The organism is Paraglaciecola aestuariivivens, assembly GCF_052983255.1.
Window position 1 is genome coordinate 156354 of the sequence record NZ_JBRKBA010000006.1, and the last position, 26485, is coordinate 182838.

Genomic DNA, 26485 nt, shown 5'->3' on the forward strand with positions numbered 1-26485 from the left:
AAACTTTTCTTTTATTTGGTCACTTTATTCGTGTTGTATAAAACTATTTTCTTATTGTTCTTTTTCAACACGGTACCCCTGGGCTAGCAATAATTTTAATACAGTTTCTACTGTTGCTCGGTCAACGTTTTTCTCTGCTTCTGACAACTGACTGTAAGGAATGATGGAAGGATGTGTTTTTAATTTATCTGAGCGTTCTTTACCGAGTACCCAACCAGTGGAAAGACGCTCGTAAGCCCATCTATCATGTACTTTTTCTGATAATGGCTCGATAAGTTCAACAAGTGAATCAGGTAAAGGTGAATTTAACAATGGCTTGATATAATTTGGATCATAAGACATAGGTTTGATGGCGCTTTTTAATTAGTAAAAAATATAATAACAGGTCAAAACGATTTGACTTTCGATTGTTAAGTAAATGGTTATCTGATCATAAAACCTTATTTTTTAGTGACGTTTGTATAGTAAAATTCATTTAGCATAACCTAAGCATAATAAAAGTGAAAAATTAAGCATGCCCAGAATATCAATGTTTTTAAAATGTTTCAGAATAAGATTTATGGAGGTTTTATTAATTTTAGCTGGAGTAGCGATAAGCATTTATATTTATCAAGATTACCAAGCAAACTACAATGAATTTACATCTGCCGAATCACTGTCATTAATCCTACTTGCAGCATTTGGTTCAATCTTAATTATTGTCCCTTTGATTCTCATCATTCATCGCACAGTAGAAACAATGCATAAGATGCAAACCTATACTCGCTCCATCACAACAAACTTAAGGCATATTTATATTGGCGAAATAGCAGCGAATTTCAAACTTATCAAAACGGCATATTTTTTACTTTTTCCGATGCTAGTTTTTATTTTCCTCGTGAATTCATCCATATACGGGTTGCAGGCACCCACTGTATTGTTGCTTACTATCTTTTTTGCCTGTCTGTATATTGCTAAGCGGCCTGTTTATTGGGGAGTGTATATATTCAGTGCGATTGCAATCATAATCGTTCTCGATGCCTTTTCTTTTTGGCACACCGAAATTTTTACTTTAATGGCGATTATATGCGCTATTGTGGCTTTAGGCTTTTGCGGTCTTGCATTTATTTATCACAAAACAGGCTGTGAAATTTTACATGCAAATCATGGAAATCTTTTTAAGATTGAGGCGGCATATCGCAGTCAACATAAACAACAATCCTTAACCTCTCGTTTTTTCTTTGCATTTGTTAGCGCACATAATCGAAAAGCTGCATGGTTATGGTATTTCATAGCAATGGGCACATTAGTTTTTAGTTTGTTACTTGCAGCAATTGCTACTATTTATGGGTTGTTATTGGCGGGTTATAGTTTTTATGCCATTACAAAAGCTCGCCAATACCATCAACCGGATGCCCTAGACGTCATCAAATATGAGCAAAGAGTACCTATTTTATTGCTGCGCTCTTTTAATGATGATGGCAACCGCACGGATCTTCAAGCTACGATTTTTGAAGACGTGATCATTTCAATCACTAGTAAAATAGGACCCACAATTTGTATCGGTGATCCCAGAGAAAAAGTGCCTACAACCGGTGCTTTTCGCACCTATATCAGAGAAGACAACGACGAATCTTGGCAAACTGTGGTTCAGACTTGGATGGAACAATCTCAGTTAGTGATGTTAGTCGCTGGCGCCACACCCTTTTTAGGTTGGGAACTTGATCAATTAAACACTAAACAGTGTTTGGCTAAAACAGTTATCCTAATGCCACCGGAAATATTAGAAAAGCGCGGAGAACGATGGAAGACATTCTTAAATTACCTGACTCCTTTGTACCCTGACATAGCTATACACAGCACCCCGTTTGAGTCTCTATTGGCCATAGTACATGACCAACAAGGGGTACCCACATTTATTCATTCAAACACGGACTCTGCAGTGGACTATAAACAAGCAATAAAAATTGCTATTGGTTTGCAAAAACTAACGAAACCGGTTCCTTAAGAGATTAAGGAAGCGTTTGCCTCTCTATAGTCGCCAAGCACTCTGGATTTCAACGGAATAATTAAGTCATCCACTTTCAAAATAACAAAATTAAATATCAACTGAAGCCTTTGGTAATGCAAAATGATAGATAATTGGGAGCCCTACTTCATGACTATTAATCTAACCACTTTCCATTAGCTGTAGGAATAAACATGGGATGGGAATACCAATAATATCTGCCTTTCTGTTGGATGCTAGGTGCGGTGCAGTTTATTCTTTTTCTGCCTGGTTTTTTTATCTCTTGGATGGCAGCTGTAACTTGATTTTCTAGAATTTGAATTTCTAAACTTTGCCCATATTGAAAACAGCTTATTTGCTTTAGGTTTATGTCTTTGCTGTTTACCTCAAAAGAAATTTGCTCAGGTGCTTCTGATAACAACACTTCTGGTTCGCTAGGCTTGGGGTTGCTAACTGGCATTGCTAAGCTGTTTAGTTTTACTTTAAGTGATTCAAGTTTGCTATAAATCCCAGCCGCTGGGAAACGCGGTAACGCTGCAAAGTCACTATGAGGGCCAATGGCGCCGCTATGTTGGGCGAAGCTTGTGTAACCTAAATTGGTTAAATGTTGTTTAAGGGTTGAGTTAAATTCGCCGTAGGGGTAGGCAAAATATTTTAAACTGTAACCTAATTTTTTCTGCAGCATTTTTTCTGCACTTTCAATGTTCTCAGTGACCCTTGCTAACCAGTCTTGCTCTGACTCAGTGGACTCTTTAGTTAGTAGGTGTAAATGTTCACTGGCGTGATTGGCGAAAGTGGCATTTTCGCTGGCCATTTGCTCAACTTGTTGCCATGTTAATTGATAACTAGCTTGACCAATTAAAGGTGGGTTAATAAAAACCGTATAAGCAAAACCAAACTCTTTTAAGATGGGGTGGGCTTGGTGATATAAATTGTTATAGCCGTCATCAAAGGTAATCACTACGGTTTTATTTGGTAAAGGTTGTTTGTTTTTAAGCTTTTCTACCACAGTTTTTAACGGCAATACGTTATGATGTTCGGACAAATATTGCATATGTTGTCTAAAAGTATCAGCGGATACAGATGTGACGGCTGGGGTAGATTCACTGACATGGTGATAAAGTAAAATCACGGCATTGTCGTTAGCCCATAAACGAACACTATAAAAAACCAGTGTTAATATGAATAAAATTTTTCGCCCAAATAACCGCATGGCACCCCTTTTTTAAATGAATAAAAACAACATCTTATCAAATTTCTTTCAGCTTAACTTACACCATAAAATTTTGCTTATTGCTGTGCCTATGGTGTTAAGCAATATCACCACCCCCCTAATGGGATTAGTTGATACCGCCGTTCTTGGGCATATGAATGGTACCCATATTTTAGCTGGCGCCTCGGTCGCCGCCTTGATTGTAACTCAGCTTTATTGGTTGTGTGGTTTTATTCGTATGACCAGTACCGGGCTGAGTGCGCAAGCTAAAGGTAGCAAAAATCCAGAATCAAGCAGCCAAGCCTTGTTTCAAGGGGCTTTTGTTAGTGTGATTTTAGGCAGTGTTTTGTGGCTGGCGCAAGACTGGGTGTTGGCTTTAGGTTTGTATTTTGCCAACGCCAGCTTTGCAATAGAAGAAGTCATAATAGAATATTTTCAGGTGCGTATTTTTGGTGCTCCTGCCGCCATGTTGAACTTAGCCGTAGTTGGCTGGTTGATTGGGCAGCAAAAAACGAAACAAGTGTTAAGTATTCAGGTGTTGGCAAACTTACTTAATATTGGGCTTAATTTGTGGTTTGTGTTTGGTTTGCAGCTTAATGTTAAAGGTGTGGCGTTGGCCACAGTGTTAGCTGAGTATTTTATTAGTATCGCCAGTGTTTTGGTGGCTTTGCGGGTATTAGGCAAAGTGCACTTTCGTTTAAGTTGGTTTTCTTGGGTAAGTTTAAGTCCTTTATTGCAGCTAAACGGCCACACTTTTGTACGTAACTTAGTGTTACAAGCCTGCATTGCTTTTTTGATTTTTAAAGGGGTGGGGTTTGGCGCAACCAGTGCAGCAATCAACGCCATTATGTTGCAGTTTTTCACACTTATTGCCTTAGGACTAGACGGTATCGCTTATGCGGCTGAGGCTTTGGTGGGTGAACAAAAGGGGCAAAACAATGCTAACGGAATTAAACAGGTTACTTTGCATGGTTTAGTTTGGTCATCAGTAGTGGCCATATTGTATAGCTTGAGTTTTTATTGGTTTGGGCAGCCCATCATGCACTTGCTTACCGATCAAAGTCAGTTGCATTGGCACATGCAAGCGTATTTGCCTTTTGTATATTGGCTGCCATTAGTTGCCCATTGGTGTTTCTTTTTTGACGGTATTTTTGTGGGCTTAAGTCGAGCTAAAGCCATGAAAAACACTATGTTGTTAAGTGCTTTATTGGTATTTTTCCCAGTTTTTTATGGGTTAGCAGCACAACAAAATTTTGCATTATGGATAGCCATGTTGATGTTTATGTTAGCTAGGGGGATTAGCTTAGGGGGGTATTTTATTTATCTTTATCGAAGCGCGAAGGTGGCGGGGTAAAACTTGCGCTCATTCTGTAGGCTAAAATGCCAAAGTAACCTTTGATGGCATAAAGGCTACCTATCACTAATAAAAGTAATCCTGGAATTTGTAGCCAATAGTAGTATTTGGCACCCAGCAATATGCCTACTGCACCTATACAAAAAATCCCCACACCACGCTTAAACTGTATCCAGCTGGTATGAGGATCTTTAGCTAATTTTTGCAACCAGTTAATCAGTTTACCTTTTGTGCTAAATTAGTAATAAGAATGCTCACCTGCTTGGTGTTCTGTGGCATCTTTCACCCCAGTTAATTCACCAGCAAACTGTTCTAGCATTTGTTTTTCTATTCCATCTTTTAAGGTGACATCAACTTGTGCACAGCCATTACAGCCGCCGCCAAATTGCAAGACAGCTTCTTTGTCTTCAGTTATTTCAACCAACATTACTTTGCCGCCATGGCTGGCAAGTTGTGGGTTGATTTCTGACTCTATCATGTAAGTCACGCGCTCGGCTAAAGGTGCATCGCTGTCTACTTTACGTGCTTTAGCATTAGGGGCTTTTAGCGTAAGTTGTGAACCCATTTGGTCGGTCACAAAATCAATTTCTGCCTCTTCTAAAAAGGGAGCGCTTTCTAAATCAACTACTGCATCAAAGCCATTAAAGTTAAGTACAGTATCAGATTCTTCTACTGCATCAGGTGGACAATAAGATACACCACACTCTGCGCTAGGCGTTCCTGGATTCACAACAAATACACGAATATGGGTATCTGGCTCTTGATTGGCAAGTAATTTGCCAAAATGGGCTTGGGCTGATTCGGATATCTTAATCATGGACTCTCTACCTGTTAAATATGACTTATGACATAATAACAAAATTACTTGACTAAAACACTCAAGTAATCGCCCTTGCTTATGTTAAATTAATTTAATGAGCGCGATTTATTTACAAGAACGATTGGATGAAAAATTTATGCAGTTACTAGTTCGAAGCATTTTTTTGGGTTTTATATTTGTTAGTACAGCCTTATGGGCAGTATCAGATACAGACTATCTACCAGACAATACCAGTTACAACTCTGCCATTACCACCCCCACTCAAGCACTTGGGGCACAAGTAGGCGAATGGCATGTGAGACACGATCAACTAGCCAACTATATGCAGTTGTTAGCCGCACAGTCTGAGCGGGTAAGTTTGATTGAAACGGGTCGTACACATGAAAATCGACCTTTATATTTATTGGCCATAAGTTCGCCAAAAAATCAGCAAAAACTGGCTGATATTCAAGCTAAGCATCTAAGTAATTTAGGTAAAAAAACCAATAAAAACGACCCACTCATTATATGGATGGGATACAGCGTGCATGGCGATGAGCCATCGGGATCTAACGCTGCTTTATTGGTGGCTTATTATTTAGCCGCAGGCAATAACCCTGACTTAGACAATTTATTAGCCAACAATGTGATCTTACTCGATCCTAGTGTTAACCCCGATGGCTTGTCGCGTTTTGCTCAGTGGGCCAACATGCACAAAGGAAAAAACTTAGTTGCTGATCCTAATCACAGAGAGCATCAGCAAGGCTGGCCGTCTGGACGTACTAACCATTATTGGTTTGATCTAAACCGAGATTGGTTATTGCTTACCCACCCAGAATCACGCGCGCGTATTGCGCAATTTCATCAATGGCGCCCACATGTGTTAACTGATTTTCACGAAATGGGCACTAATAGTACCTACTTTTTTCAACCCGGCATTGCTTCGCGTAAAAACCCTTGGACGCCACTTAAAAATGTTGAGTTAACCGGTGCGTTAGGAGATTTTCATGCCAGCGCGTTAGACCAAAGCAAACAACTGTATTTTACCGAAGAAAGCTTTGATGATTTTTATTATGGTAAGGGCTCTACTTATCCTGATGCCCATGGCAGCATAGGAATATTGTTTGAACAGGCCAGTAGTCGCGGTCATCTTCAAGACTCAGTACATGGTCCACTAAGTTTTTCTGCCAGCATTCAAAATCAAGTCACCACTTCTTTATCGACTTTTGCCGGAGCTATGGCTAATAAACAAGCCTTACTCGATTACCAAATCGAGTTTGCCAATCAAACTAAACAATTAATTAAAGATGATGAATTAGCCGGTTACATTCTTACCGAAAAGCACGATAAGAGCCGTTTTGCTAAATTACTCAGTATCTTAACTGCGCACAATATTCAGTATCAGTCGTTAAGTAAAAAAGTGACCTTAGACGAGCGTAGCTTTGACCCCTTAACCAGTTTATTTGTGCCACTTGATCAACCTCAATACCGCTTAATTAAATCGTTGTTTTCTACCCGCCAAAGTTTTAATGACAATACTTTTTACGATGTGTCGAATTGGAACATTGCCCTGGCATTTAATATCGCCTTTGATGAAGTGAAAAAAAGAACCTGGCGTAAGTTACCGGTAAGTGATCAGCCGATTGATTTATCCCAACCGCTGCAGCCAGAAATTGACCCTAATGCCTATGCTTTTGCGTTTTCTTGGCAAGACTATCAAGCACCTAAATTGTTGCAGCGTTTATTAGCTAAAAATGTCAAAGTCAAAATCTCGGGTGAGGCCTTTTACGCACAAACTACCCAAGGTGGAATTAGCTTTGCAGCAGGCTCAGTTATTATTCCTAGCGCCTTAGCTCAACCCGATAATTTGTTGGCCATTATTAGTGAAGCTAATCAAAAAATTAACCTACCTATTCATAGTGTCACTTCAGGTTTAACTCGCCAAGGTATTGATTTAGGTAGTCGTAAAATGTTGAACCTTAAACTGCCTAAAGTGTTGTTAATTGGTGGCAAAGGTACCTCGCAATATGAAATAGGTGAAATTTGGCATTATTTTGATCAACATGTTGATATGCCTGTGTCTATTACTGATTTAGCGCTAGTGAGCAAGTTAAATCTTGATGACTACACTCATATGATTTGGGCTGAAGGTAGTTACAGCACAGTAGAAAAGTCCAGCATAGACAAGTTGGACGCTTGGGTAAAAGCTGGGGGCGTGTTAATTGGACAAAAATCTGCCACACAATGGTTTGCCGACAACAATTGGTTAAAAGCTGAATTCAAAAGTAAAAAAGACATAGAGCAAGCTTTTGATACTGCCTCTATGGGATATGCTGATATCGAAAGGCTGGCCGCCAAACAGCGTATTGCTGGTGCCGTGTTTAATACACATTTAGATCTTGGTCATCCGTTAGCATTTGGCTTTCAAAACGACACTTTACCGGTGTTTCGTAACAGCGCCATACTCATGCGCAAGCCAACTCAACCTTTTGTTACCGTGGCCAGTTATCCGCAATCACCTTTATTAGCTGGTTATACCGCTACAGAGCTACAACAGTTATTAGGTGGTAGTGCTGCAGTTATTGCACATAATGTGGGCAAGGGTAAGGTCATTGCTTTTGCTAACAATGTAAACTTTAGAGGGGTGTGGTACGGCACTAGCCGCTTAATGAGTAATGCGGTATTTATGTCGCAATTTATTAACGCACCAGGGTAAGGCAAATACTCCACACATCTATACGTAGATGTGTGTATTGCTTAGCTAAACATTGATAGGCACAGTTCATAGTTGTGCCTGTTGTGATTACGTCATCGAACAAAGCCACATGGCTAAATTGGTCTAAACAAGGTCGAGCTAAAGCATTCACTTGAAAGGCTTGGGCGAGATTTTGTCGTCTTTGCACTGCACTCAAAGCCGTTTGTGCCTGAGTGGCTTTAATTCTTTGAAGCGCAAGGCTGTGCATGGGGATTTGGCTAAACTTGGCAATATGTTTAGCTAACTCAATGCTTTGATTGTATTTTCTGAATAAATACCTATTGGCATGCAAGGGCATGGGAATAATCAGCTCTGGGAGTTCGGGGTGATGGCTTAAACAATGGTTAAAAAACAATTTGGCCAAGGCTTTAGCGTGGGGGATTCGCGCAGAAAATTTTAAGCTGCTAAGTAATCTAGACAAAGGCCACTGATAATCTGCTAAAGCAAGAAGGTGAGTAAAATCAATTTTGCCTAAACCGGCTTTGATTTTAGGGGCTAACAACAGGTTGTAATGATGCCTATCTAGGTCAAAAAACTCTAGGTCATACAAGCAATATTGGCAGATAGTGGCTGGACTATCTTGATTGCATATTAAGCAATTTTGTAACAGGCCAAAAGCCATGGGGATTGTCCCTAATCCTTACAAATTTTAATTAAAGTGTAGTGTAAAATGTCGATTAAATTACAAGTAACAACTCAAGGCCAAGGCCAGCCGCTAGTTTTTTTACATGGCTGGGGGGTAAACAGTGGTGTATGGCAACCCATATTAGGGCAATTAGCGGAACATTTTTGTATTAGCACAATAGACTTACCCGGCTATGGACTGAATCAACAACAACTCCCTGAACCTTATGATTTAGCTAGTGTCGCCCATTTAGTGGCACAACATATTCCTGAAAATAGCATTGTAGTAGGTTGGTCTTTAGGTGGGTTGGTGGCGCAAAAAATAGCCATTGAATACCCAAACAAACTTGCCCAATTGATATTAGTTTGTTCTAGCCCAAAATTTTCTAAAGAGGGTGATTGGCCTGGGATTGAGCCAAAAGTGTTAGCATTTTTTATGCAACAACTGCAAAGTGACTTTAAAAAAACCTTAGAGCGCTTTTTAGCGATTCAGGCTATGGGTAGCCCCCATGCGAAACAAGATATAAAGATAATCAAACAGGCGGTTCAATCTCACCCAGAGCCTAACCTAAATGCTTTGGCGGCTGGGTTGGATATGTTGAAAAACGTCGATCTCAGTAAACAATTAGGCCAACTGGCCTTGCCTGTTCATGTATTTTTAGGGCGCTTAGATACCTTAGTCCCAGCCTCTTTGGCCACTAACTTAAATACTATTGCTCCCAATGTTCAAGTAGAAGTGCTAGACCGCACGGCTCACGCACCTTTTATCACTAATCCGCAAGATTTTGTTGAACGGATTTTGCAAATTACCCTCTAATATTTGTGGATGGCGTTGTTTACAAGGCCTATGTAGATAAAACCTTTTAAAAAGCCTAAAAATGGTCAATAATTGAGCATGAGAGGTTTGGGTGTAGAGGTATAAATTGTGGATATCAGTAACAATATTAATTCTGCGATAGTCAGTGGATTGTCGGGTTTTAAAAAAGCGTCTGAAGGCGTCACTCAAAATGCGGCAAATTTGTCGAGCCTGTCAATTAGAAATCAAACTAATAATCAACCCAGTGATGTGTTAGCCAATGCTACCACCACCCAATTAGGCGCGATTAAACAAAGTATTCCACAAGCCGAGCAAGGCATTACTTCAGATTTGCTGGGTTTGTCGATTAATCTGAATAATGCCCAAGCATCAACTAAAGTAATAGGTACCGCCAGAGATACTGTGGGTACTATTTTGGATATTCTGGCTTAGGGGCTGATGATGAATATTGTTGCGCCAGTGCCTATTCCTATCGTTTTTAATGCCGGTACAGTCAATACTGAGTCTGTACGTCGCGACAACACTCAAAGAGAAGCTATTCCTCAATTGGCCGCCAATGAACAGTCGGCTGCCGAAACCGCTGTGGGATCGGAATCTGATAAAGTTAAAACACCAGGTCAAGCACCAGCACCGTTAACCTATGAAAAACCTGTTATTCAAGCTAACCAGCAGCCTAATACTCAAAGCTCAGCCGAGCAAGATAACGGCCAAGATGAAAGTGCTGGAAAGGAAAACGCTGAACAGCAACAACAACAGCAGGCTGAACAACAAAAAATCACAGAATTAAAACAGCGAGACGCTGAAGTTCGCTCACATGAACAAGCGCATGCTGCAGCTGGTGGGCAATATGCTGAGTCACCTCAATATGAATATGTGCGCGGTCCAGATGGAAAGCAATATGCGGTTGATGGTGAAGTGGCGATAGACGTTTCTGAAGCTTCAACGCCTGAAGAAACCATACGCAAAGCACAGCAAGTTAAAGCTGCTGCTTTGGCGCCAACTGAACCTAGCGCTCAAGACCTGCGTGTGGCAAACGAAGCCACTCAAATTGCCCTAGAAGCGCGTAACGAAATTGCCCGCGAAAGAGCAGAAAAAGCCCAACAAGCTTATGAAAAGGCAACCACCCCTAGTGAAAGTACTGAAGCAAGTCAGCCAATAACCCAAAGCCCAGAGTTAGATGAGATTGTTGATGGCTTAGATGTTAATTTGCCTACCAGAACCTTAGATACTGGCGCACAAGGTGAAGATGAATTGGGGTTACAAAGAGAATCGGTTTTGCTTCAGGCTCAGCCATTTATCACTAAAAGAGAACTAGAGATTAGCCGCAGAGTGTCGGTGATTGAAGGTTTTTACCAAAAGGTTGCCAATCCATCACAAGCGAGTTTTCAGCAATCAGCTTAAGTTTTGGTTAAATAATTTAATAAATCCCTCATTTTGCCTAGACAAAATGAGGGATTTTTTTGTTTTATTACAGCTTATTTCTTAGCCTTGGCAAAGGCCTCAGCGAAGGCGTTACCCATCATTTGGTTTGTTTGTTTTGGGGTTTTGTCCTTGGCTTTGTTTGGCCCTTTTTTGCTAGGGCTTTTAGTGAAAGCGGGTTTAGTATCTTGGCCAGGAGTATCACCCATACGCATAGAAAAAGACACGCGTTTTCTAGCGGCATCAACTTCCATAACTTTAACCTTAACTATGTCTCCGGTTTTTACTATTTCCCGTGGATCAGAAATAAACTTATCTGTCATGGCACTAATATGCACTAAGCCGTCTTGGTGTACGCCAACATCTACAAATGCACCAAAGTTGGCCACATTGCTCACTACACCTTCTAAAATCATGCCTGGTTTTAGATCACTTAAAGACTGAACATTTTCTTTAAAGTTTGCGGTTTTAAACTCAGGGCGAGGATCGCGCCCAGGTTTGTCTAATTCTTGAATAATATCGGTAACAGTAGGCAAACCAAATTGCTCGGTAACAAAGCTTTCAGGGGTTAACTTTTTAAGTAATTCGCTATTACCTATTAAGTCGTTCACTGCCACTTGGGTTTGTTCGATTATGGTATTCACCACAGGGTAAGCTTCGGGATGCACTGCAGAGGCATCTAGGGGATCTTCTCCATCCATAATACGTAAAAATCCAGCGGCTTGTTCATAAGCTTTGGGTCCTAATCGCTCGACTTTTAATAAAGCATTGCGCTTGGTAAAGGCGCCATGTTGGTCACGATACATAACAATGTTGTTGGCTAAGGTTTTGTTTAATCCAGAAACATGGCTTAACAAGGCGCTAGAGGCAGTATTGATATCAACCCCAACGGCATTTACACAATCTTCAATCACAGTGTTGAGTGATTGGCCTAGGTTGCTTTGACTAACATCATGTTGATATTGCCCCACACCTATAGCTTTGGGCTCAATTTTAACTAATTCGGCCAATGGATCTTGTAAGCGCCTGGCTATAGATACTGCGCCTCTAAGAGATACGTCCATGTCTGGCAATTCTGCAGAAGCCAGTTCAGAAGCGGAATAAACAGATGCTCCAGCTTCGCTTACTATAATTTTGCTGAGGCCCAAATCAGGGTTAGCTTTCATCATTTCAGCCACTAACTTGTCGGTTTCGCGCGAACCTGTGCCATTGCCTATGCTAATGAGTTGAACTTTATGCTGTTTGCAAAGGGTGGCTAGGGTGCGTAGCGACTTATCCCACAATTTTTGTGGTACATGAGGAAAAATAGTGGCTGTTGCTAATACTTTGCCGGTGGCGTCAACTATGGCGACTTTTACCCCTGTTCTTAACCCAGGATCTAAACCCATAGTGACCTTAGGACCTGCGGGAGCGGCCATTAATAAATCATTCAAGTTTTTAGCAAATACATTAATAGCATCGGCTTCAGCGCGCTCACGTACCGCTCCGAATAGCTCAGTTTCCATATGTAATTGTATTTTTACTCGCCAGGTCCACTGAACTACAGAAGCTAACCAAGCATCAGCAGCTCTATTGGCAAATTTAATATTAAAGTGTTCAGCAATTATCTGTTCGCAATATGAACTTTTATCGCCTTCATCTTTTTGTGGGTCGGCATCTAAACTAACTTGTAGAATATTTTCGTTGCGGCCTCTAAACATGGCTAGTGACCTGTGTGAAGGCACTTTTTTTAGTAATTCGCTATGGGAAAAATAGTCTTTGTATTTATGCCCTTCTGTTTCTTTTCCAGCAATCACTTGGCTTTTAATGTGAGCATTTTGCGTGAGGTACTGGCGAATTTTTTGTAATAGCTGCGCATCTTCGGCAAAACGCTCCATTAAAATATATTTTGCCCCGTCTAAAGCGGCTTTAGTGTCTGGCACCTCAGGCGCTTTTATATAAGATTGAGCAAGGCTTTCAGGCTCTTGCTCTGGATTGCTCAATAAAGCATCAGCTAAGGGCTCTAACCCTGCTTCAATCGCTATTTTACCTTTAGTCCGCCTTTTGGGTTTGAAGGGTAAATAAATATCTTCTAGCTCAGTTTTGTTATCAGCCTTCATTAAACTGGCTTGTAACTCGGGGGTCATTTTTTGTTGATCTTCGATCGACTTTATAATGACTTTACGGCGGTCTTCTAAGTCACGTAAGTAAGTTAACCTTTGCTCTAACTTTCTTAGTGCTACATCATCTAAGCCGTTGGTCGCTTCTTTTCGATAGCGTGCAATAAAAGGAACAGTCGATCCCTCATCTAATAAAGTAACCGCTGCTTGCACTTGTTGCGCAGAAACCTGTAACTCCTGCGCAATTTTATCCACTATCATCATAAAAACCTTGTTAACCTTTTATTTAATCTAGCCCCTATATAAGGTCCTAGTAGATAAATTACCAGCGTTTAAGCAATAAAAGTGGCAATATTTATGTAACTAAAAAAATAAGCTGTTTTTTAACATGAAAAGAACCAACTACATTACCCGTCAGGGCTGGGAAAAATTAGAGCGAGAACTTAGGTTTTTATGGAAAGAAGAGCGGCCTATGGTTACTCAGGCGGTATCTGAGGCTGCAGCATTAGGCGACCGCTCAGAAAATGCTGAATATATCTATGGCAAAAAACGCTTGCGCGAAATAGATCGTCGCGTTCGATTTTTAACCAAGCGTATGGACCAACTTACTGTGGTTTATCCTTCTCCCCAACAAGAAGGCAAAGTTTTTTTTGGTGCTTGGGTAGAATTAGAAAACGAACAAGCAGAAATTGAGTGTTATCAGTTAGTTGGCCCAGACGAATTTGAGCTAAGAGAAAATAAAATTAGCATCGACTCTCCATTAGCCAGAGCCTTGATTGGCAAAGCCGTAGACGACCAAGTAAAAGTTGCAACACCAAGTGGGAATAAAAACTATTTTATTAGTGCAATTTATTACAAAAAATAGGTCGAGTTACTAGTGTAAAATAAGCAAGCTTTACTATACTCATTAATAGTCAAAGTGTAACAACTTGCGATGCATTAAAATAATGCTAACACCTTGTTAAATAAGCACTTTGATTTAACTAGCGTAAAATAGCGTTGCCCTATTTTACGACTAAGATAATGTTATTCAAAATTGTAAAAGTCAGTCATTCTACCTTTAATTTGGCAACCTTATTGAAGAGGTAAATATAGGCATTAAACATTTTGAAATTAGCATACAAAATGAGTAGTAACGATAGTTAATTTTTATTTATATTACCCGTTAATTCGGGAAAACTAGCCCTTTCGAAGGGCCAAAAAAATGAAGGAATAAGGTTCAGCAAGGATACAAGCTGAGGTCAAAGTAAATGCAGTAAGCCGAACATGTTCTCATGTTCGGCTTTTATTTTTGGGCTGAGATGCGGGCTTTATTGAGTCTGAGCGGTTTTTTCAGTGTCTATAATTTCTATTAAGTTAACCTCAAAAATTAAGCTCGAATGACTAGGAATAGTGCTGGTATTGCGACTGCCATAGGCTAATTCGGAAGGAATATAAAACTTATACTTAGCGCCCACTTGCATTAATTGTAAGCCTTCAGTCCAGCCTTTAATTACCCTATTTAAAGGAAAGGTTAAGGGTGAACCACGGGTGTAGGAAGAATCAAATTCAGTGCCATCTAATAAAGTGCCGCGATAATGCACTTTAACTGTATCTGTGGCTTTAGGCTTTGCTCCTTGCCCTTGTTTTAATACTTCATATTGCAAGCCTGAAGGCGTCACAGTAATCCCTTTACGATTTGCATTCTGTTCCAGAAACGTCTGACCAGCCATTAAATTTTGTTGCCCGATTTGTTCTTTATTTAACGCCTGTTTTTCGCGTATTTGTTGTTCTATTTGGCGAGTAATGTTTTGAATTTGGGCTTTATCTAATTGCGACTGCCCCTGCATTGCTGCAACAAACCCTTGCACCACTAGGTGCTTTTGATATTCAACGCCATGTTTTTGTTGTGAAAGCATTTTAGTTTGTACTATATGCCCCATATTGGCGCCTAATGCATAAGATTGTTTTTGTTGATCGTTAAGCAATACTTCTTGATTAACCTGCAAAGGATCAACAGCAGGTTGGCATGCCATAAGAGCAATAAATAGCAAAGGCAAAAAAGTCGCGGCCTTTATTTTCATAACAATTGTCCTAACTAAGGGTATGTGAATGATCTATAAACACTTATACTAAACCTCTAGTAGATAAAAGAGAAACCCGTTGAGTTTGCAATCAAATCTAGCTTACATATTTTTTGCATTAATAAGCGCTATGTTAGTGTCTTGTGGTGGGGCCAGCAATGCTCCACTAACCTCTGTTGTGCATGCTGAAGGAGGGGCGCATGCAGCACATATTTCGGCAGATAACTCTATTGCCATAGTGTCGAGCATAGACAATGGCATAACCGTTTGGGATATAGCAGCCAACAAACAGCGTTATGTGTGGCGACATCAAGATGATGGCAATAATACTGTCACTAATATTCATGCAGCCTTTGATAATTCTTATGTGGTGACCTCAGATAGAGAAGCCTTTGCGCTGTGGAATTTAAATATTGGTGAGCCAGAAGGGTTTTGGCGTATCGATGAAGCAAGTATTCGGGATATAGCGGTCAGCAACCAAGGTCGAGGTATTCTAGTTGGGCGTGGCAATGGCAAAGTGATGTTTTTTGAGCCTAAAACAGGTCGAAGATTGGAGTTTTTAGGCCATCAAGAAAAAATTAATAGCGTCGACATTTCGCCAAATGGATTTTACGCCCTGACAGGTGGCAACGATTATGTGGCCTATCTATGGGATACACGTACTGGGCAGGTGATACATAAATTTAATCATTCAAGTCGAGTGACTAAAGTGGCCTTAGATGATGAAGGCAGATTTGCTTTTACCGCCGACAGCAAACGCGACGCTAGGGTATGGGATTTACGCACAGGTACAGAAGTGAGTAATTTACAATACCTTGCAAGACAACGAATATTCACCGCCGTTGTTTTCTCTGCTGATGGTAAGTATTTACTTACAGGGTCGCCATCTAAAAGAATCAACCGCTGGGATGTGCAAACAGGAAAAGAACTCAACGAATGGCGTGTTACCGCAAGGGAGGGAAGCAAACCAGCCTCAGCCGTGGTTCACGACATAGGATTTTTAACTAACCAAACCATTATTTCACATAGCAGCAGTGGCTTGCTAGAAACCTGGGCAATAGAAAATTAATGAATAATATGCAAAACGATATTGAACAATTGCAGATGAAAATCGCATTTCAAGAAGACACCATAGAAAGCCTTAATCAAGCTTTAATTGAACAGCAAAAACAAATGGACGAATTACAATTTCAACTTAAACGCTTAGACTCAAAAGTGAGTGCTATTGAGCCGAGCAATATGGCTTCGGAAAAAGAAGAAACCCCTCCACCTCACTACTAATAACAAGCTGTCAGATTGTTTGGTTTACTAACCTTTTAGTTGGAATTATTTGTTAAAAGCCTTTAAAACCAAGACTGTTAAGCCAAGCAATACCTTGTTCCATACTGTCTGCGAACCTATAAGGCATATGCTTTTTGAGTTCAGCGTCAAAGGAATCTACATAAACTTTATAGTTTGGAGAGTTGGCATCATCTAACCTTGCTAAAGCGCTAAATCCATTCGCTACCCAATAGTTTAATCCTTCTGTCAAAGTCTCATAACTTTCAGAGGTAATGCCTTCTAAATTGTGGGTGTCTATTATTAAGGCAAAAGGCTTTTTTTTGAGTTCGTCAATTAAGCCTTTCATTTCTTCCATGATTTTTTTAGAGGTTTCTAAATTCCATGCACCAGAAGCTCTAATGAGAATAATATCTTGCTGACGTTGAATTTGATATTCACCGTGTTCAGGGAATTTTATTTTAGGCATAGAGTAGGGGCGTTTTTCTCAATATTGACATAGGGATATTAATTAACCAATTAATGAAAATATACCAATCTCTGGCTGCAAAGCAATGGTCACAGGCCTATATATTTAAATCGAATTTTAAACTTTGCGTTAAAAAAGCTTAATTTATTCTGGCTTAAATACACCAATGACACTTTCGTTATTGCGGGTAGCCTGACTGACTTTTTGATCCGCTTGAGATTCTGCGTAGTCGCATTTTACGCACTGTAACTTTTCTATGTTATTTTCGAAATACAGCATGATAGTGTCTAATGCTCTACATTTAGGGCAAGTGGCGCCAGCCACAAAACGCTTTTTAATTTTCTTTTGCATGATTTCTAGGATTTTTTTGTGTGTTCATCTTGCTATGATACCCGCATTCGAATTTGAGTGTTATGACTAAGTCAAAATCGTGGCTAATTAGCTACTTTTTTACTTAAAGTTCCAGCTAAAAAATAGGTTTCCATGATCCAATTTTCAGATGTGTCGTTGATGCGCGGCAGCAAAGTATTGTTACAAAACGCCAATGCTACAGTTTACCCTGGTCACAAAGCCGGGTTAATTGGAGCAAACGGTTGTGGCAAGTCCAGCTTATTTGCCTTGATCAAAGGAGAGTTGCAAACTGAACAAGGTGATTTTTCTATTCCTAAAGATTGGCAAATTGTCTCTGTGGCTCAAGAAACCCCGGCAGTAGAACGTTCGGCATTAGATTATGTTATTGACGGCGATACTCGCTACCGAAAATTGCAAGCGCAGCTAGAAAAAGCTGAAAGTGCACACAATGGCGAGCAAATCGCGCACCTGCATGGCTTATTAGAGCAAGCCGGTGGTTATGACATTGATGCCCGAGCGGCCACCATCTTGGCCGGGCTAGGATTTGCAAACCATGTAATGAAAAATCCGGTATCGGCTTTTTCTGGTGGTTGGCGCATGCGCTTAAACTTAGCCCAAGCCTTGTTGTGTCACTCAGATTTATTGTTACTCGATGAGCCGACTAACCATCTGGATTTAGACGCGGTGATTTGGTTAGAAAAATGGCTGCAAAGATACACAGGCACGCTGATGTTAATTTCCCATGACAAGTCGTTTTTAGATAGTACAGTCAATGAAATTATCAGTGTCGAGCAGCAACAATTGGTGTGTTATTCAGGTAATTACGATGCTTACGAAAGGCAAAGAGCCGAACGTTTGCGCTTACAAAGCTTAGAGTATCAAAAACAACAAGATAAAATAGACCACTTAAATTCGTTTATACGACGTTTTGGCGCCAAAGCCAGTAAAGCCAAGCAAGCTCAGAGTCGGGTTAAACAACTCGCAAAAATGGAAAACTTGTTGCCTGTGATGGCGGCTTCTGAGTTTTCTTTTGAGTTTTTTACGCCACCTAAATTACCTAATCCTTTAATTAAAATGGAACAGGTTAAAGTAGGCTACGGTGCAACCATCATCTTAGAAAGACTACACTTGAATTTAGTGCCAGGCAGTCGCATTGGCCTACTTGGTAAAAATGGCGCAGGTAAATCCACTTTAATTAAGTTATTGGCTGGCGAAAAATCACCTATAGAAGGTATATATGAAACCTCAGCAGGTTTACGTATTGGGTATTTTGCTCAGCATCAATTAGAATATTTACGCGGCGATGATTCAGCTTTAGCCCATATTCAACGCTTAGACAAACAAGCCACAGAGCAAAGCTTGCGCGATTATTTAGGCGGATTTGGTTTTCGTGGAGACAGTGCTTTAAGTAAAGTTGCGCCTATGTCGGGTGGCGAAAAAGCGCGTTTAGTATTGGCATTAACTGTTTATCAAAAACCCAACTTGTTGTTATTAGATGAGCCAACAAACCATTTAGACCTAGATATGCGCCACGCCTTAAATATGGCATTGCAGGGCTTTGAAGGGGCTATGGTACTGGTTTCCCACGACAGGTTTTTACTGAATTCAGTGTGTGATGATTTTTATTTAGTCGACTCAGGCCAAGTGCAAGCTTTTAATGGAGACTTAGATGACTACAAAGAGTGGATTTTAAAAGGTGAAAAAGCAACGAGTCAGCCAACCGAAAAAACCTCTGCAAAACCTGACAGAAAACAAACTAAGCGGCTCGAAGCAGAATTTAGGCAAGTCACTAAGCCACTTAGGCAAGCTATAGAAAAAAACGAAAAAATTATGGCAGATTGTCATAAAAAGCTTGAGAGCTTAGAAACTAAACTGAGCGATACAAGCTTATACAATCCAGAAAACAAAACCACCCTTAAACAAGTGTTGGCCGAACAAGCCGAGTACAAAGCTAAGCTCGAAGAAGCAGAAATCTTATGGCTAGACAGCCAAGAGCAACTAGAACAAAAACAACAGGCTTTTGAACAAGCTAATGTTGAGTAATCCTTTGGTTTTAAAGGCTTATTAGTATGCTAAGGGCAATAATAGGGTTTTATCAAGATGAGTTAGATGACTGGGTCGCTAAATTAGCTTGTGGCCATTCCCAACATGTAAGGCATCAACCACCTTTTATCCTGCGCCCTTGGGTACAAACGCTAGAGGGGCGCAATTCTATGTTAGGACATCAGCTAAACTGCAAAAAATGCCAAAGTGACTAGCTATAATTAGCCTTTATAGCTGTCACTTTTCAATTTAATCCATTTGTAACGCCGCGCGGTAAAGCTTAGTTTATTTTTTTAGCAAGATGTTCGCCGTTTTGGTGCAAGGTTAAACTCTCTATATCGCCACTTTGGTTATGGTTAAAGGTCATTTTAATATCGGAGTTTTTAAGCATTAATTGATTGGCACTTAGGGCAATTAATTCAGCTTGTTTTTGCCCAGTGGCTTGCGCAAACATTTTGTTATTTTCTGAAAATATTTTTATATGAAACTTAGGGGCAAGTTCGTAAGAGCCTACAAAAGTAGCAAATACTTTAGGATCTAAATCAATGCTAGAGAAAGATGGTATAGGCTTGTCGGTTTTTACCCATACCTGATCTTGTTTGGTGCTTTTTAAGCTAACTGAAATCAATTTCCCTTTTTTATTGCGATTAAACTCTAAGCTCACTATGCCATCTTCGAAAAAGAATTGATCTTTGCCAAAAGGATGAATTTTAAATCTGGCCCCGCCACTGCGTAACGAATACAACTGACCGTCTTCAAAGGTGAAAGTACGCAGGTCATCGGCTGTTCTTTCGTATACTCCTTGATAAGATTTTAATTCAGAATCAGACAGTACAATTTTCTCCCACTCATAAGGTTTATCTATAGCGATAGCCGCCATTTTGCTCGCCGTTGTGCCAGGGGCAATACAATTGCAATTAGAAAGTATGGCAACAAACACCTTTTCCTCAGGCAGGTAGATTGACGCGCTTAAAAAACCGTTAATCCCACCGCCATGCTCAATGGCTTTAGATCCTTGAATATTGCCAATAAACCAACCCAAACCATAATCTATACTTTTGCCGTTATTTAATTGGCCCATTTGGTGTGCCAAACTTCGGCTTTTAGCAGTGATTACTTTATCTGTCATGACCGCTTGGTACCAAGTATGGATATCATCTACAGTGGATAACAAAGAGCCTGCGGCATAAGGTTGGGTCATGCTTAAGTAGTCAGCGTTTTTAAGCCTCTGTTCATCTTTTTCATAACCTGACGCGCGATTTTTTATGATCTGTGCATTGGAGCCATAGTATGAATTGTGCATATTTAAAGGCTTAAAAATATGATTTTTAATATAGTCGGGATAACTTTCGCCAGACACTAATTCGATAATGTAGCCCAACAATACATAGCCTGAATTGTTATATTTGAATTGCTCTCCAGGCGCAAACTCCAAGGGTTCATGCTTAAATAATTCAATTAGCTGTAATGGTGTGAGCTGCTTTTTTCTAGCCTCAGCATCCCAACTCGCCATGCTGGTGTAACTTTTTATGCCAGACGTGTGATTTAATAATTGTTGGACAGTTATAGTGTGGCCGCCGGTTGGATAGTCTTTAATATAGCGGGTGATGTCGGCGTTTAAGTCAAGTTTGCCTTGCTCAGCTAATTTTAATATTGCCACTGCTGTAAATTGTTTAGTGATTGAGCCAATCCGAAATACATTATCGGGTTGCAAGTCTAGATTTAACTCTAAATTAGCCTTGCCTAAGGCTTTTCTATACAAAACTTGGCCGTTTTTAACCACTAAGGCTGCGGCCCCTGGGCCGTTATCTTCAACTAATTCATTCATCAGCCGATCAAATTTGGGGTTTGCAAAGGCAAGCTGGCTAACTAATAAAAGTGCCGCCAAAAATAGGGTCAAGGTATGGGTTTTCATGCTTTGTGTATCCTTTCTCTCGCTTGTTGTTTTTATGACGAGTTCAACCCTAGACAAATTTATCAAGCTGGTAAAGGTTAAATTTTAAGCAAATGTTTCCCCCCTATTTTATGCAAAAATGTTACGAATAGCTTTAAAGATGATTATATCCACAAGACTTTAAGCAGCTGCCCATAAGCCTTTAACTTTCTCTAGGGTATTGCTTATGTTTATGAGCAATACCCTGTCATTTTTAAGTGTTTAAAACTTTTTTATAAAACCTTGTCAACCAAATTGCTTGTGCCTCGTTCTATAGTATAAGAGACCATAAACGAGAGTAATGATGAGCGATCTTTCTTTTCAGCAACTATGTCATTTAACTAGACGAGGCGGTTTTGCTGCTAGTAATAGTCAACTTGAGCGGCTGTCATCAGCCACCACTAAACAGCAAGCAGTTGAACAGTTAATCAATCAGCCTGCTAGTTTGATAGATTTGCCCGAATGGCATGGACTTAAGCCCCCACAAAAAACTCAAGATCCTGAGCTTAAACAACAAATTCAAAGACAAAGACGCCAAATGGGTAGGGAGTTAAAGTATTGGTGGTTTAGGCAAATGGTCAACAATAGTGCGCCTTTACAAGAAAAACTCACCCTATTTTGGGCTAACCATTTCACCTCTTCACTCGAAAAAGTCAAGTGGCCTGCAGCTTTATTGCAACAAAACCTTACTTTGAGAACTCATGCGTTAGGTAATTTTCGCGATATGTTAAAAGCGATTTTGCGCGACCCTGCCATGTTGGTGTATTTAGACAACGCTAATAGTAAAAAACAAGCGCCAAATGAAAACCTTAGCCGTGAATTACTTGAATTATTTACCCTAGGCGAAGGGCAATACACAGAGCAAGATATTAAAGAATTGGCTCGTGCATTAACTGGAGCTTCGGTTAATCGTAAAACAGGCCAATATATGTTTAGAAAAGGCTTTCATGATGCCTCAAGCAAGCTAATTTTTGCCGAGCGTGCAAATTTTACCCCTGATGATGTAGCCGATCTTATTCTACGGCAACCACAAGTTGCTGGATTTATTACAGACAAACTTTGGCGCTTTTTTATTGACGAGCAACCTGATCCTGTTGCAATAGACAAACTAAGCGAAATATTTGTACAACATGACTTTGCCTTTAAACCTTTATTAACTGAATTATTCTTGCAAGATGCATTTTGGGCAGCTTCTGGGAAACAAGTTAAATCGCCCATGGAACTTATGGTTGGCGCAGTTCAGCTATTTTCTTTACCTATGTTAAAGCCGCAAATTGTGCTTAAGGCAAGTAAAGGTATGGGCCAAGATTTGTTTAGTCCCCCACATGTTAAAGGTTGGGCTGGTGGCTATGCTTGGTATTCCAGTACAAACCTGGCCTTACGCGAACGCGCGGCTAAATATTTAATACAACAGGCTGATTTTATTCCGCAGTTTTGGCAACTATTAGCCACTGATGCTGTTGGACCTTTACCCGATTCTAGTGACCCTCAATATTTAAGTTTAGTGCTTAATGATCCCGCCTTTCAGGTTGTATAGGAGCCTTTTATGCAAAGACGTACCTTTTTAAAAAGTTTAGGGGCCCTGCCAGTGATGGCCTATTTTTCGCACTCAAGTTTAGCCCAACAAAACCAACAAAAAGTGTTAATTTTAGTGCAGTTTGGTGGCGGTAATGACAGTTTAAACATGTTTGTTCCTTACTCTGATCCGGCTTATTACGCGGCCAGAACAAGTTTAGCCATTGATGCTCAAGACGTGCTACCCATGAACGCTAACCTAGGCATGAACCCGGTCATGGGGAATTTATCTGAGGCTTGGCAAACCGGGGATATGGCAGTTGTGCAAGGTCTAGGTTATCCCGAGCCCAACCGCTCACATTTTCGTTCAATTGAAATTTGGCAAACGGCTTCAGACGCCCATGAAGTGCTCACACAGGGCTGGTTAAATAGCCTGTTACCCGAATCTGATTTTCCGTTACAAGGGGTGATGATCAGTGGTAGTCCAGTCGCCCTCAAAGGCGAAGCGAATCAGTTTAGCTTAAATAGTAATAGTGGAGATTTAACCCCGGTTTTTGTTCCTGCTGGGGTATCCAGCACTGCTGCAGTTGCGCATATAGTGCAGCAACGTCAGTCATACAACCAAGCTTTAGATATTGTAAACAGCGCATTTGAGCAAGAGATTGAGTTAACCACAGACTTTGCCAATGATGAGTTTTCACAAGATTGTAAATTAGTGGCCGAGACATTAGCAGCGGGCATTCGACCTAGTGTCATGCATCTTAGTTTAGGCAGTTTTGATACCCACAGCAACCAAAGAGCTTCGCATGACGCTTTACTTAGCCAATTAGCAAATGGACTTGCGGCTTTGCGTACAGAGCTTATTGCACAAGGGTTGTGGCAGCATGTATGTATTGCTAGTTACTCTGAATTTGGGCGCAGACTTACTGCTAATGCCAGTTTAGGTACAGATCATGGCACAGCTGCCAGTCATTTTGTGTTAGGTGGCGAGGTGAATGGGGGGATCTTTGGTCAAGCGCCCTCTCTGACTAATTTAGATAATGGCGATTTAATTTTTACCCAAGATTTTCGCCAGTACTATCGTACCTTAGCAGATTGGATGCAGTGGCAACCCTCGTCTGTGGTCGAGGAGTTTGCTAACCTAGGTTTTATTTAAATATTTAAAGGGGTTGGGCTAAAGGTGAAAATTTGATTGCAGTAAAAGACGTCTCACACTATGCCGAATAATAAGCGTTTAAACTGGCTAAAGCAGTTGGCCGACTAACAATGGACGCTAAAACTCGCCATGTTGAGCCACAAGATTTGGATAGCTTTTTGTTGAGTATTGAACAAAAAGCTTACCGAATGACCTTAATGTCTGTGGGGCAGCATGCTGATGCTATTGATATTTTGCAAGATAGTATGTTTAAGCTAGCAGTGAAATATGCGCATAAACCAGCCGAACAATGGAAACCGTTATTTTACCGAATTTTACAAAATCGAATAAAAGACTGGCATCGTCAACAAAAGATTAAGAACTGGGTGTTTTTTTGGAAATCCAGCGATCAAATGGATGAAGAAGGTGAAACGCTCGTTAGCCAAATACCAGAACAACAAAATTTACCCGATGAAGACTTAATGAATAGTCAACAACAACACACCGCCTTGCAGCAATTGGCTGATTTATCAGATAAACAAAGGCAATGTTTTTTACTCAGAAGTTGGGAAGGGCTATCAGTGACAGAAACCGCACAAATAATGGGATGCTCGCCCGGTAGTGTTAAAACTCATTACTTTAGAGCGGTAAATAAATTGCGAGCCGTGATGGAGGAAACCCATGACATCAAAATCTAAACAAGCATTGGTAGAACATCAGGTAAATAGACAGCTTGATCAGGCCAATGCGGCCTTGCCTGAGCAGGTTAAACTAGACATAGCCACTGCGCGCCTTCAAGCACAAGCCATGGCTAAAGCTAAACAACAGCCAAGGTTGAAGCCAAGAATAAGCATAATGCCTGCGTCTTTTGCTACGCTTGGGGTTGCAATATTAGTGGCGGCGTTAGTAAGCTATCAACCTAACCCTAAGATCCCGGCATTACCTGCAGCTATATTAACTGAGGAAGTCCCACTTGAAGATCTGGCTTTACTAGAGGATTTAGAATTTGCAAACTGGTTGGCGGAACAACAAGAGGTATTGCTTTAGTATGCTGTTAGCAACGCTTCTTTCTCACCCAAGCTTGGCTAAAGAAACGGTTAAGCCACTGCCCAGTGCCGATTTTTTAGAGTTTTTAGCAGAATTACAAAAAATTGACGGAAAATGGGTCAGTCCGTTAGATGTTCAGCCTCAGCCCGAAAAAACAGCTCAACCGCTTGACGCGCAAGCCGCCAAACTGCCCCCCAAAAAAGCGGCTCCTAAGCCCAGAGTACAGGAGCCAAAATCATGATGTTACGTATTCTGATTTTGTGCTGTTGTTTGCTGAGTTTGTCGGTGAATGCCACTGATTGGCAGGCCCTGAGCAAAGAGCAAAAACTGGTATTAGCTGAGTTTAAAAATACTTGGCAGGAACTTGACCAAGCAAAACAAAACAGACTGGCTTTAGGGGCACAACGCTGGATAGATTTAGATGCAGGTACACGCACTGAATTAAGCCAAAAGTTTTCACAGTGGCAAGCACTTTCGCCGCAAAAGCGCGAGATGTTACGCCAACAATTTCAACGCTTTAAACAGTTGCCTCCGCACAAACAAGCCAAATTAAGACAGCAATATAAAAGGTATAAAATGCTGTCTAAAGAGCGCAAAATGAAATTGCGAGAGAAGTTTATTCGTAGCAAGCAAAAACAACGGGCGCGAAAAAACAAAGGTCCCTAAAGTCACTTAGATTAAAACAGATAACCTAAATTGATAGACCAGGCCTGGCTGTTTTGGGTGCTGGCAAAGTCTAGGCTGGTATCTATATCAAGTATCCAATTTAAGCCTAGATCAAATGAAACAAACAGATGCATCTGCCCATAACTTTCGGTACCAATAGCCGCTGCTGCTGCTAGTTGATTGGCTATGACTCTGTTGGTTATCTGGCTAATGTTGCGACCATTACGCGAAATGGCAGCAGACTCACTGTTTATCACTTGGTTCCAACCTAAACTAAGGCCTAACATCAGGTCATGCTGAGCGCTTAACGCCACAAACTTAGAGGTAGACACAGCAAGACTCACAAAACGCGAATGTCCTTGGTCTAAAGAAGATTGATCAATTTGTGATTGTTGATAAAACAGTCGTTGAGCGAGTTCCCATTTTGACTGATGTAGACCGGCAACTAAACCCAATTGCCATTGATTAAAAGTCCAATCATGGCCAATGGAAAAAGAGACAGAGGGGGAGCGAGATTGTTGTTGAAAAACGCTCTGTTCAACCTGTTGTACTGCAATGCCTAAATCGTCTTGCCATTTTGAGTAATTGGCCGAAATTGACCAGTTTTGCCAATAATAACTGGCGAATATGCCCCAAGACTCAATGTTTAATTGGCCAGCAATGCGTTCTGATAACTGCATTTGATCATCTAGCTCAGCAAAATTAACCGATACCTGTAATTTGTCGGTTAAATCAAATGAGATAAGTCCAACCGGCCCTTTAGGGGCAAAATGTAACTCTCTATTTCCAGCAAAAGATACTTGCTCTGCTTGTGAGTAGCCTAAGTAACTAGAGCTAGCTTGGGCCGAAGTGCAGCATAATAGTAGAGTCAATGCGCTGCTTAATGAGCAAAATAGGAGGCGTTTATTCATGAATTAA

28 protein-coding genes are annotated in these 26485 nt (G+C 40.6%); 17 read left to right on the plus strand and 11 right to left on the minus strand.

Annotated elements, in window-relative coordinates:
• Positions 1 to 51: 51 nt before the first annotated feature.
• The gene (locus ACVCDT_RS10905) at positions 52 to 342 is read right to left on the minus strand and encodes a RyR domain-containing protein (RefSeq protein ID WP_447132807.1); all 291 of its coding nucleotides are present in this window, start codon (positions 340 to 342) and stop codon (positions 52 to 54) included.
• Between the two features lie 217 nt (positions 343 to 559).
• On the opposite strand from ACVCDT_RS10905, the gene ACVCDT_RS10910 reads away from it, so the two are divergent.
• Positions 560 to 1987, plus strand: a complete 1428-nt coding sequence (locus ACVCDT_RS10910) for a hypothetical protein (RefSeq protein WP_447132808.1) — start codon at positions 560 to 562, stop codon at positions 1985 to 1987.
• A gap of 157 nt (positions 1988 to 2144) precedes the next feature.
• Here ACVCDT_RS10910 and ACVCDT_RS10915 read toward each other — a convergent pair whose 3' ends face one another.
• Positions 2145 to 3200, minus strand: a complete 1056-nt coding sequence (locus ACVCDT_RS10915) for a polysaccharide deacetylase family protein (protein ID WP_447132809.1) — start codon at positions 3198 to 3200, stop codon at positions 2145 to 2147.
• A gap of 16 nt (positions 3201 to 3216) precedes the next feature.
• On the opposite strand from ACVCDT_RS10915, the gene ACVCDT_RS10920 reads away from it, so the two are divergent.
• The gene (locus tag ACVCDT_RS10920; RefSeq protein WP_447132810.1) at positions 3217 to 4554 is read left to right on the plus strand and encodes an MATE family efflux transporter; all 1338 of its coding nucleotides are present in this window, start codon (positions 3217 to 3219) and stop codon (positions 4552 to 4554) included.
• Here the strand turns inward: ACVCDT_RS10920 and ACVCDT_RS10925 are convergent.
• Both ACVCDT_RS10925 and nfuA read right to left on the minus strand, forming a co-directional pair.
• Positions 4517 to 4762: a hypothetical protein gene (locus ACVCDT_RS10925; protein WP_447132811.1), complete on the minus strand. Its 246-nt coding sequence runs from the start codon at positions 4760 to 4762 to the stop codon at positions 4517 to 4519. The genes ACVCDT_RS10920 and ACVCDT_RS10925 overlap by 38 nt on opposite strands.
• Before the next feature lie 30 nt (positions 4763 to 4792).
• Complete coding sequence (gene nfuA, locus ACVCDT_RS10930; RefSeq protein WP_447132812.1) at positions 4793 to 5371, minus strand: Fe-S biogenesis protein NfuA; 579 nt, start codon at positions 5369 to 5371, stop codon at positions 4793 to 4795.
• A gap of 139 nt (positions 5372 to 5510) precedes the next feature.
• Between nfuA and ACVCDT_RS10935 the strand changes: the two genes are divergently transcribed.
• Positions 5511 to 8069, plus strand: a complete 2559-nt coding sequence (locus tag ACVCDT_RS10935; protein ID WP_447132813.1) for a M14 family metallopeptidase — start codon at positions 5511 to 5513, stop codon at positions 8067 to 8069.
• On the opposite strand, the gene ACVCDT_RS10940 is transcribed toward ACVCDT_RS10935, so the two are convergent.
• On the minus strand, positions 8053 to 8730 hold the full coding sequence (locus ACVCDT_RS10940) for a ComF family protein (RefSeq protein WP_447132814.1): 678 nt from the start codon (positions 8728 to 8730) through the stop codon (positions 8053 to 8055). The two genes, ACVCDT_RS10935 and ACVCDT_RS10940, sit on opposite strands and share 17 nt — an antisense overlap.
• Positions 8731 to 8778: 48 nt before the next feature.
• On the opposite strand from ACVCDT_RS10940, the gene bioH reads away from it, so the two are divergent.
• From bioH to ACVCDT_RS10955, 3 genes are all read left to right on the plus strand, one after another.
• Positions 8779 to 9549: a pimeloyl-ACP methyl ester esterase BioH gene (gene bioH / locus ACVCDT_RS10945; RefSeq protein WP_447132815.1), complete on the plus strand. Its 771-nt coding sequence runs from the start codon at positions 8779 to 8781 to the stop codon at positions 9547 to 9549.
• A gap of 108 nt (positions 9550 to 9657) precedes the next feature.
• The gene (locus ACVCDT_RS10950; protein ID WP_447132816.1) at positions 9658 to 9981 is read left to right on the plus strand and encodes a hypothetical protein; all 324 of its coding nucleotides are present in this window, start codon (positions 9658 to 9660) and stop codon (positions 9979 to 9981) included.
• 9 nt (positions 9982 to 9990) lie between these two features.
• Positions 9991 to 10950: a putative metalloprotease CJM1_0395 family protein gene (locus tag ACVCDT_RS10955; protein ID WP_447132817.1), complete on the plus strand. Its 960-nt coding sequence runs from the start codon at positions 9991 to 9993 to the stop codon at positions 10948 to 10950.
• Positions 10951 to 11024: 74 nt separating this feature from the next.
• Here ACVCDT_RS10955 and ACVCDT_RS10960 read toward each other — a convergent pair whose 3' ends face one another.
• Positions 11025 to 13328 (minus strand): Tex family protein, encoded by a 2304-nt coding sequence (locus tag ACVCDT_RS10960; protein ID WP_447132818.1) that lies wholly within the window; start codon positions 13326 to 13328, stop codon positions 11025 to 11027.
• 127 nt (positions 13329 to 13455) lie between these two features.
• Between ACVCDT_RS10960 and greB the strand changes: the two genes are divergently transcribed.
• A complete protein-coding gene (gene greB, locus ACVCDT_RS10965) occupies positions 13456 to 13932 on the plus strand; it encodes a transcription elongation factor GreB (RefSeq protein WP_447132819.1) in 477 nt (158 codons plus the stop codon).
• Positions 13933 to 14377: 445 nt separating this feature from the next.
• Here greB and bamJ read toward each other — a convergent pair whose 3' ends face one another.
• Positions 14378 to 15130, minus strand: a complete 753-nt coding sequence (gene bamJ, locus ACVCDT_RS10970; protein WP_447132820.1) for a BamJ family beta-barrel-assembly machinery protein — start codon at positions 15128 to 15130, stop codon at positions 14378 to 14380.
• Between the two features lie 79 nt (positions 15131 to 15209).
• Here bamJ and ACVCDT_RS10975 point away from each other — a divergent pair, with 79 nt between their 5' ends.
• Together ACVCDT_RS10975 and ACVCDT_RS10980 are read left to right on the plus strand one after the other, a co-directional pair.
• Complete coding sequence (locus ACVCDT_RS10975; RefSeq protein ID WP_447132821.1) at positions 15210 to 16199, plus strand: WD40 repeat domain-containing protein; 990 nt, start codon at positions 15210 to 15212, stop codon at positions 16197 to 16199.
• Positions 16199 to 16411 (plus strand): SlyX family protein, encoded by a 213-nt coding sequence (locus ACVCDT_RS10980; RefSeq protein WP_447132822.1) that lies wholly within the window; start codon positions 16199 to 16201, stop codon positions 16409 to 16411. Before ACVCDT_RS10975 ends, ACVCDT_RS10980 begins: the two co-directional genes overlap by 1 nt.
• 52 nt (positions 16412 to 16463) lie before the next feature.
• Here ACVCDT_RS10980 and ACVCDT_RS10985 read toward each other — a convergent pair whose 3' ends face one another.
• Together ACVCDT_RS10985 and ACVCDT_RS10990 are read right to left on the minus strand one after the other, a co-directional pair.
• Positions 16464 to 16877, minus strand: a complete 414-nt coding sequence (locus ACVCDT_RS10985) for a hypothetical protein (protein WP_447132823.1) — start codon at positions 16875 to 16877, stop codon at positions 16464 to 16466.
• Between the two features lie 144 nt (positions 16878 to 17021).
• The gene (locus ACVCDT_RS10990) at positions 17022 to 17228 is read right to left on the minus strand and encodes a YheV family putative zinc ribbon protein (protein ID WP_447132824.1); all 207 of its coding nucleotides are present in this window, start codon (positions 17226 to 17228) and stop codon (positions 17022 to 17024) included.
• A gap of 132 nt (positions 17229 to 17360) precedes the next feature.
• Here ACVCDT_RS10990 and ACVCDT_RS10995 point away from each other — a divergent pair, with 132 nt between their 5' ends.
• Both ACVCDT_RS10995 and ACVCDT_RS11000 read left to right on the plus strand, forming a co-directional pair.
• Complete coding sequence (locus ACVCDT_RS10995) at positions 17361 to 19271, plus strand: ATP-binding cassette domain-containing protein (RefSeq protein ID WP_447132825.1); 1911 nt, start codon at positions 17361 to 17363, stop codon at positions 19269 to 19271.
• Positions 19272 to 19297: 26 nt separating this feature from the next.
• Positions 19298 to 19486, plus strand: a complete 189-nt coding sequence (locus ACVCDT_RS11000; protein ID WP_447132826.1) for a DUF3565 domain-containing protein — start codon at positions 19298 to 19300, stop codon at positions 19484 to 19486.
• Positions 19487 to 19551: 65 nt separating this feature from the next.
• Here the strand turns inward: ACVCDT_RS11000 and ACVCDT_RS11005 are convergent, their stop codons facing one another.
• Positions 19552 to 21186 carry a serine hydrolase gene (locus tag ACVCDT_RS11005; RefSeq protein WP_447132827.1) on the minus strand — a complete coding sequence of 545 codons (1635 nt, stop codon included), beginning with the start codon at positions 21184 to 21186 and terminating at the stop codon, positions 19552 to 19554.
• Positions 21187 to 21508: 322 nt separating this feature from the next.
• Between ACVCDT_RS11005 and ACVCDT_RS11010 the strand changes: the two genes are divergently transcribed.
• The 6 genes from ACVCDT_RS11010 (at position 21509) to ACVCDT_RS11035 (ending at position 25567) form a co-directional block, all read left to right on the plus strand.
• On the plus strand, positions 21509 to 22741 hold the full coding sequence (locus ACVCDT_RS11010; RefSeq protein WP_447132828.1) for a DUF1800 domain-containing protein: 1233 nt from the start codon (positions 21509 to 21511) through the stop codon (positions 22739 to 22741).
• 9 nt (positions 22742 to 22750) lie between these two features.
• Positions 22751 to 23875 carry a DUF1501 domain-containing protein gene (locus tag ACVCDT_RS11015; protein WP_447132829.1) on the plus strand — a complete coding sequence of 375 codons (1125 nt, stop codon included), beginning with the start codon at positions 22751 to 22753 and terminating at the stop codon, positions 23873 to 23875.
• A gap of 110 nt (positions 23876 to 23985) precedes the next feature.
• Positions 23986 to 24552 carry an RNA polymerase sigma factor gene (locus tag ACVCDT_RS11020; RefSeq protein ID WP_447132830.1) on the plus strand — a complete coding sequence of 189 codons (567 nt, stop codon included), beginning with the start codon at positions 23986 to 23988 and terminating at the stop codon, positions 24550 to 24552.
• Positions 24536 to 24901, plus strand: a complete 366-nt coding sequence (locus ACVCDT_RS11025) for a hypothetical protein (RefSeq protein ID WP_447132831.1) — start codon at positions 24536 to 24538, stop codon at positions 24899 to 24901. Before ACVCDT_RS11020 ends, ACVCDT_RS11025 begins: the two co-directional genes overlap by 17 nt.
• A gap of 1 nt (position 24902) precedes the next feature.
• Positions 24903 to 25142 (plus strand): hypothetical protein, encoded by a 240-nt coding sequence (locus tag ACVCDT_RS11030; RefSeq protein ID WP_447132832.1) that lies wholly within the window; start codon positions 24903 to 24905, stop codon positions 25140 to 25142.
• Positions 25139 to 25567 carry a DUF3106 domain-containing protein gene (locus ACVCDT_RS11035; protein ID WP_447132833.1) on the plus strand — a complete coding sequence of 143 codons (429 nt, stop codon included), beginning with the start codon at positions 25139 to 25141 and terminating at the stop codon, positions 25565 to 25567. Before ACVCDT_RS11030 ends, ACVCDT_RS11035 begins: the two co-directional genes overlap by 4 nt.
• 11 nt (positions 25568 to 25578) lie before the next feature.
• Here the strand turns inward: ACVCDT_RS11035 and ACVCDT_RS11040 are convergent, their stop codons facing one another.
• Complete coding sequence (locus ACVCDT_RS11040; RefSeq protein WP_447132834.1) at positions 25579 to 26439, minus strand: hypothetical protein; 861 nt, start codon at positions 26437 to 26439, stop codon at positions 25579 to 25581.
• Positions 26440 to 26485: the final 46 nt, after the last annotated feature.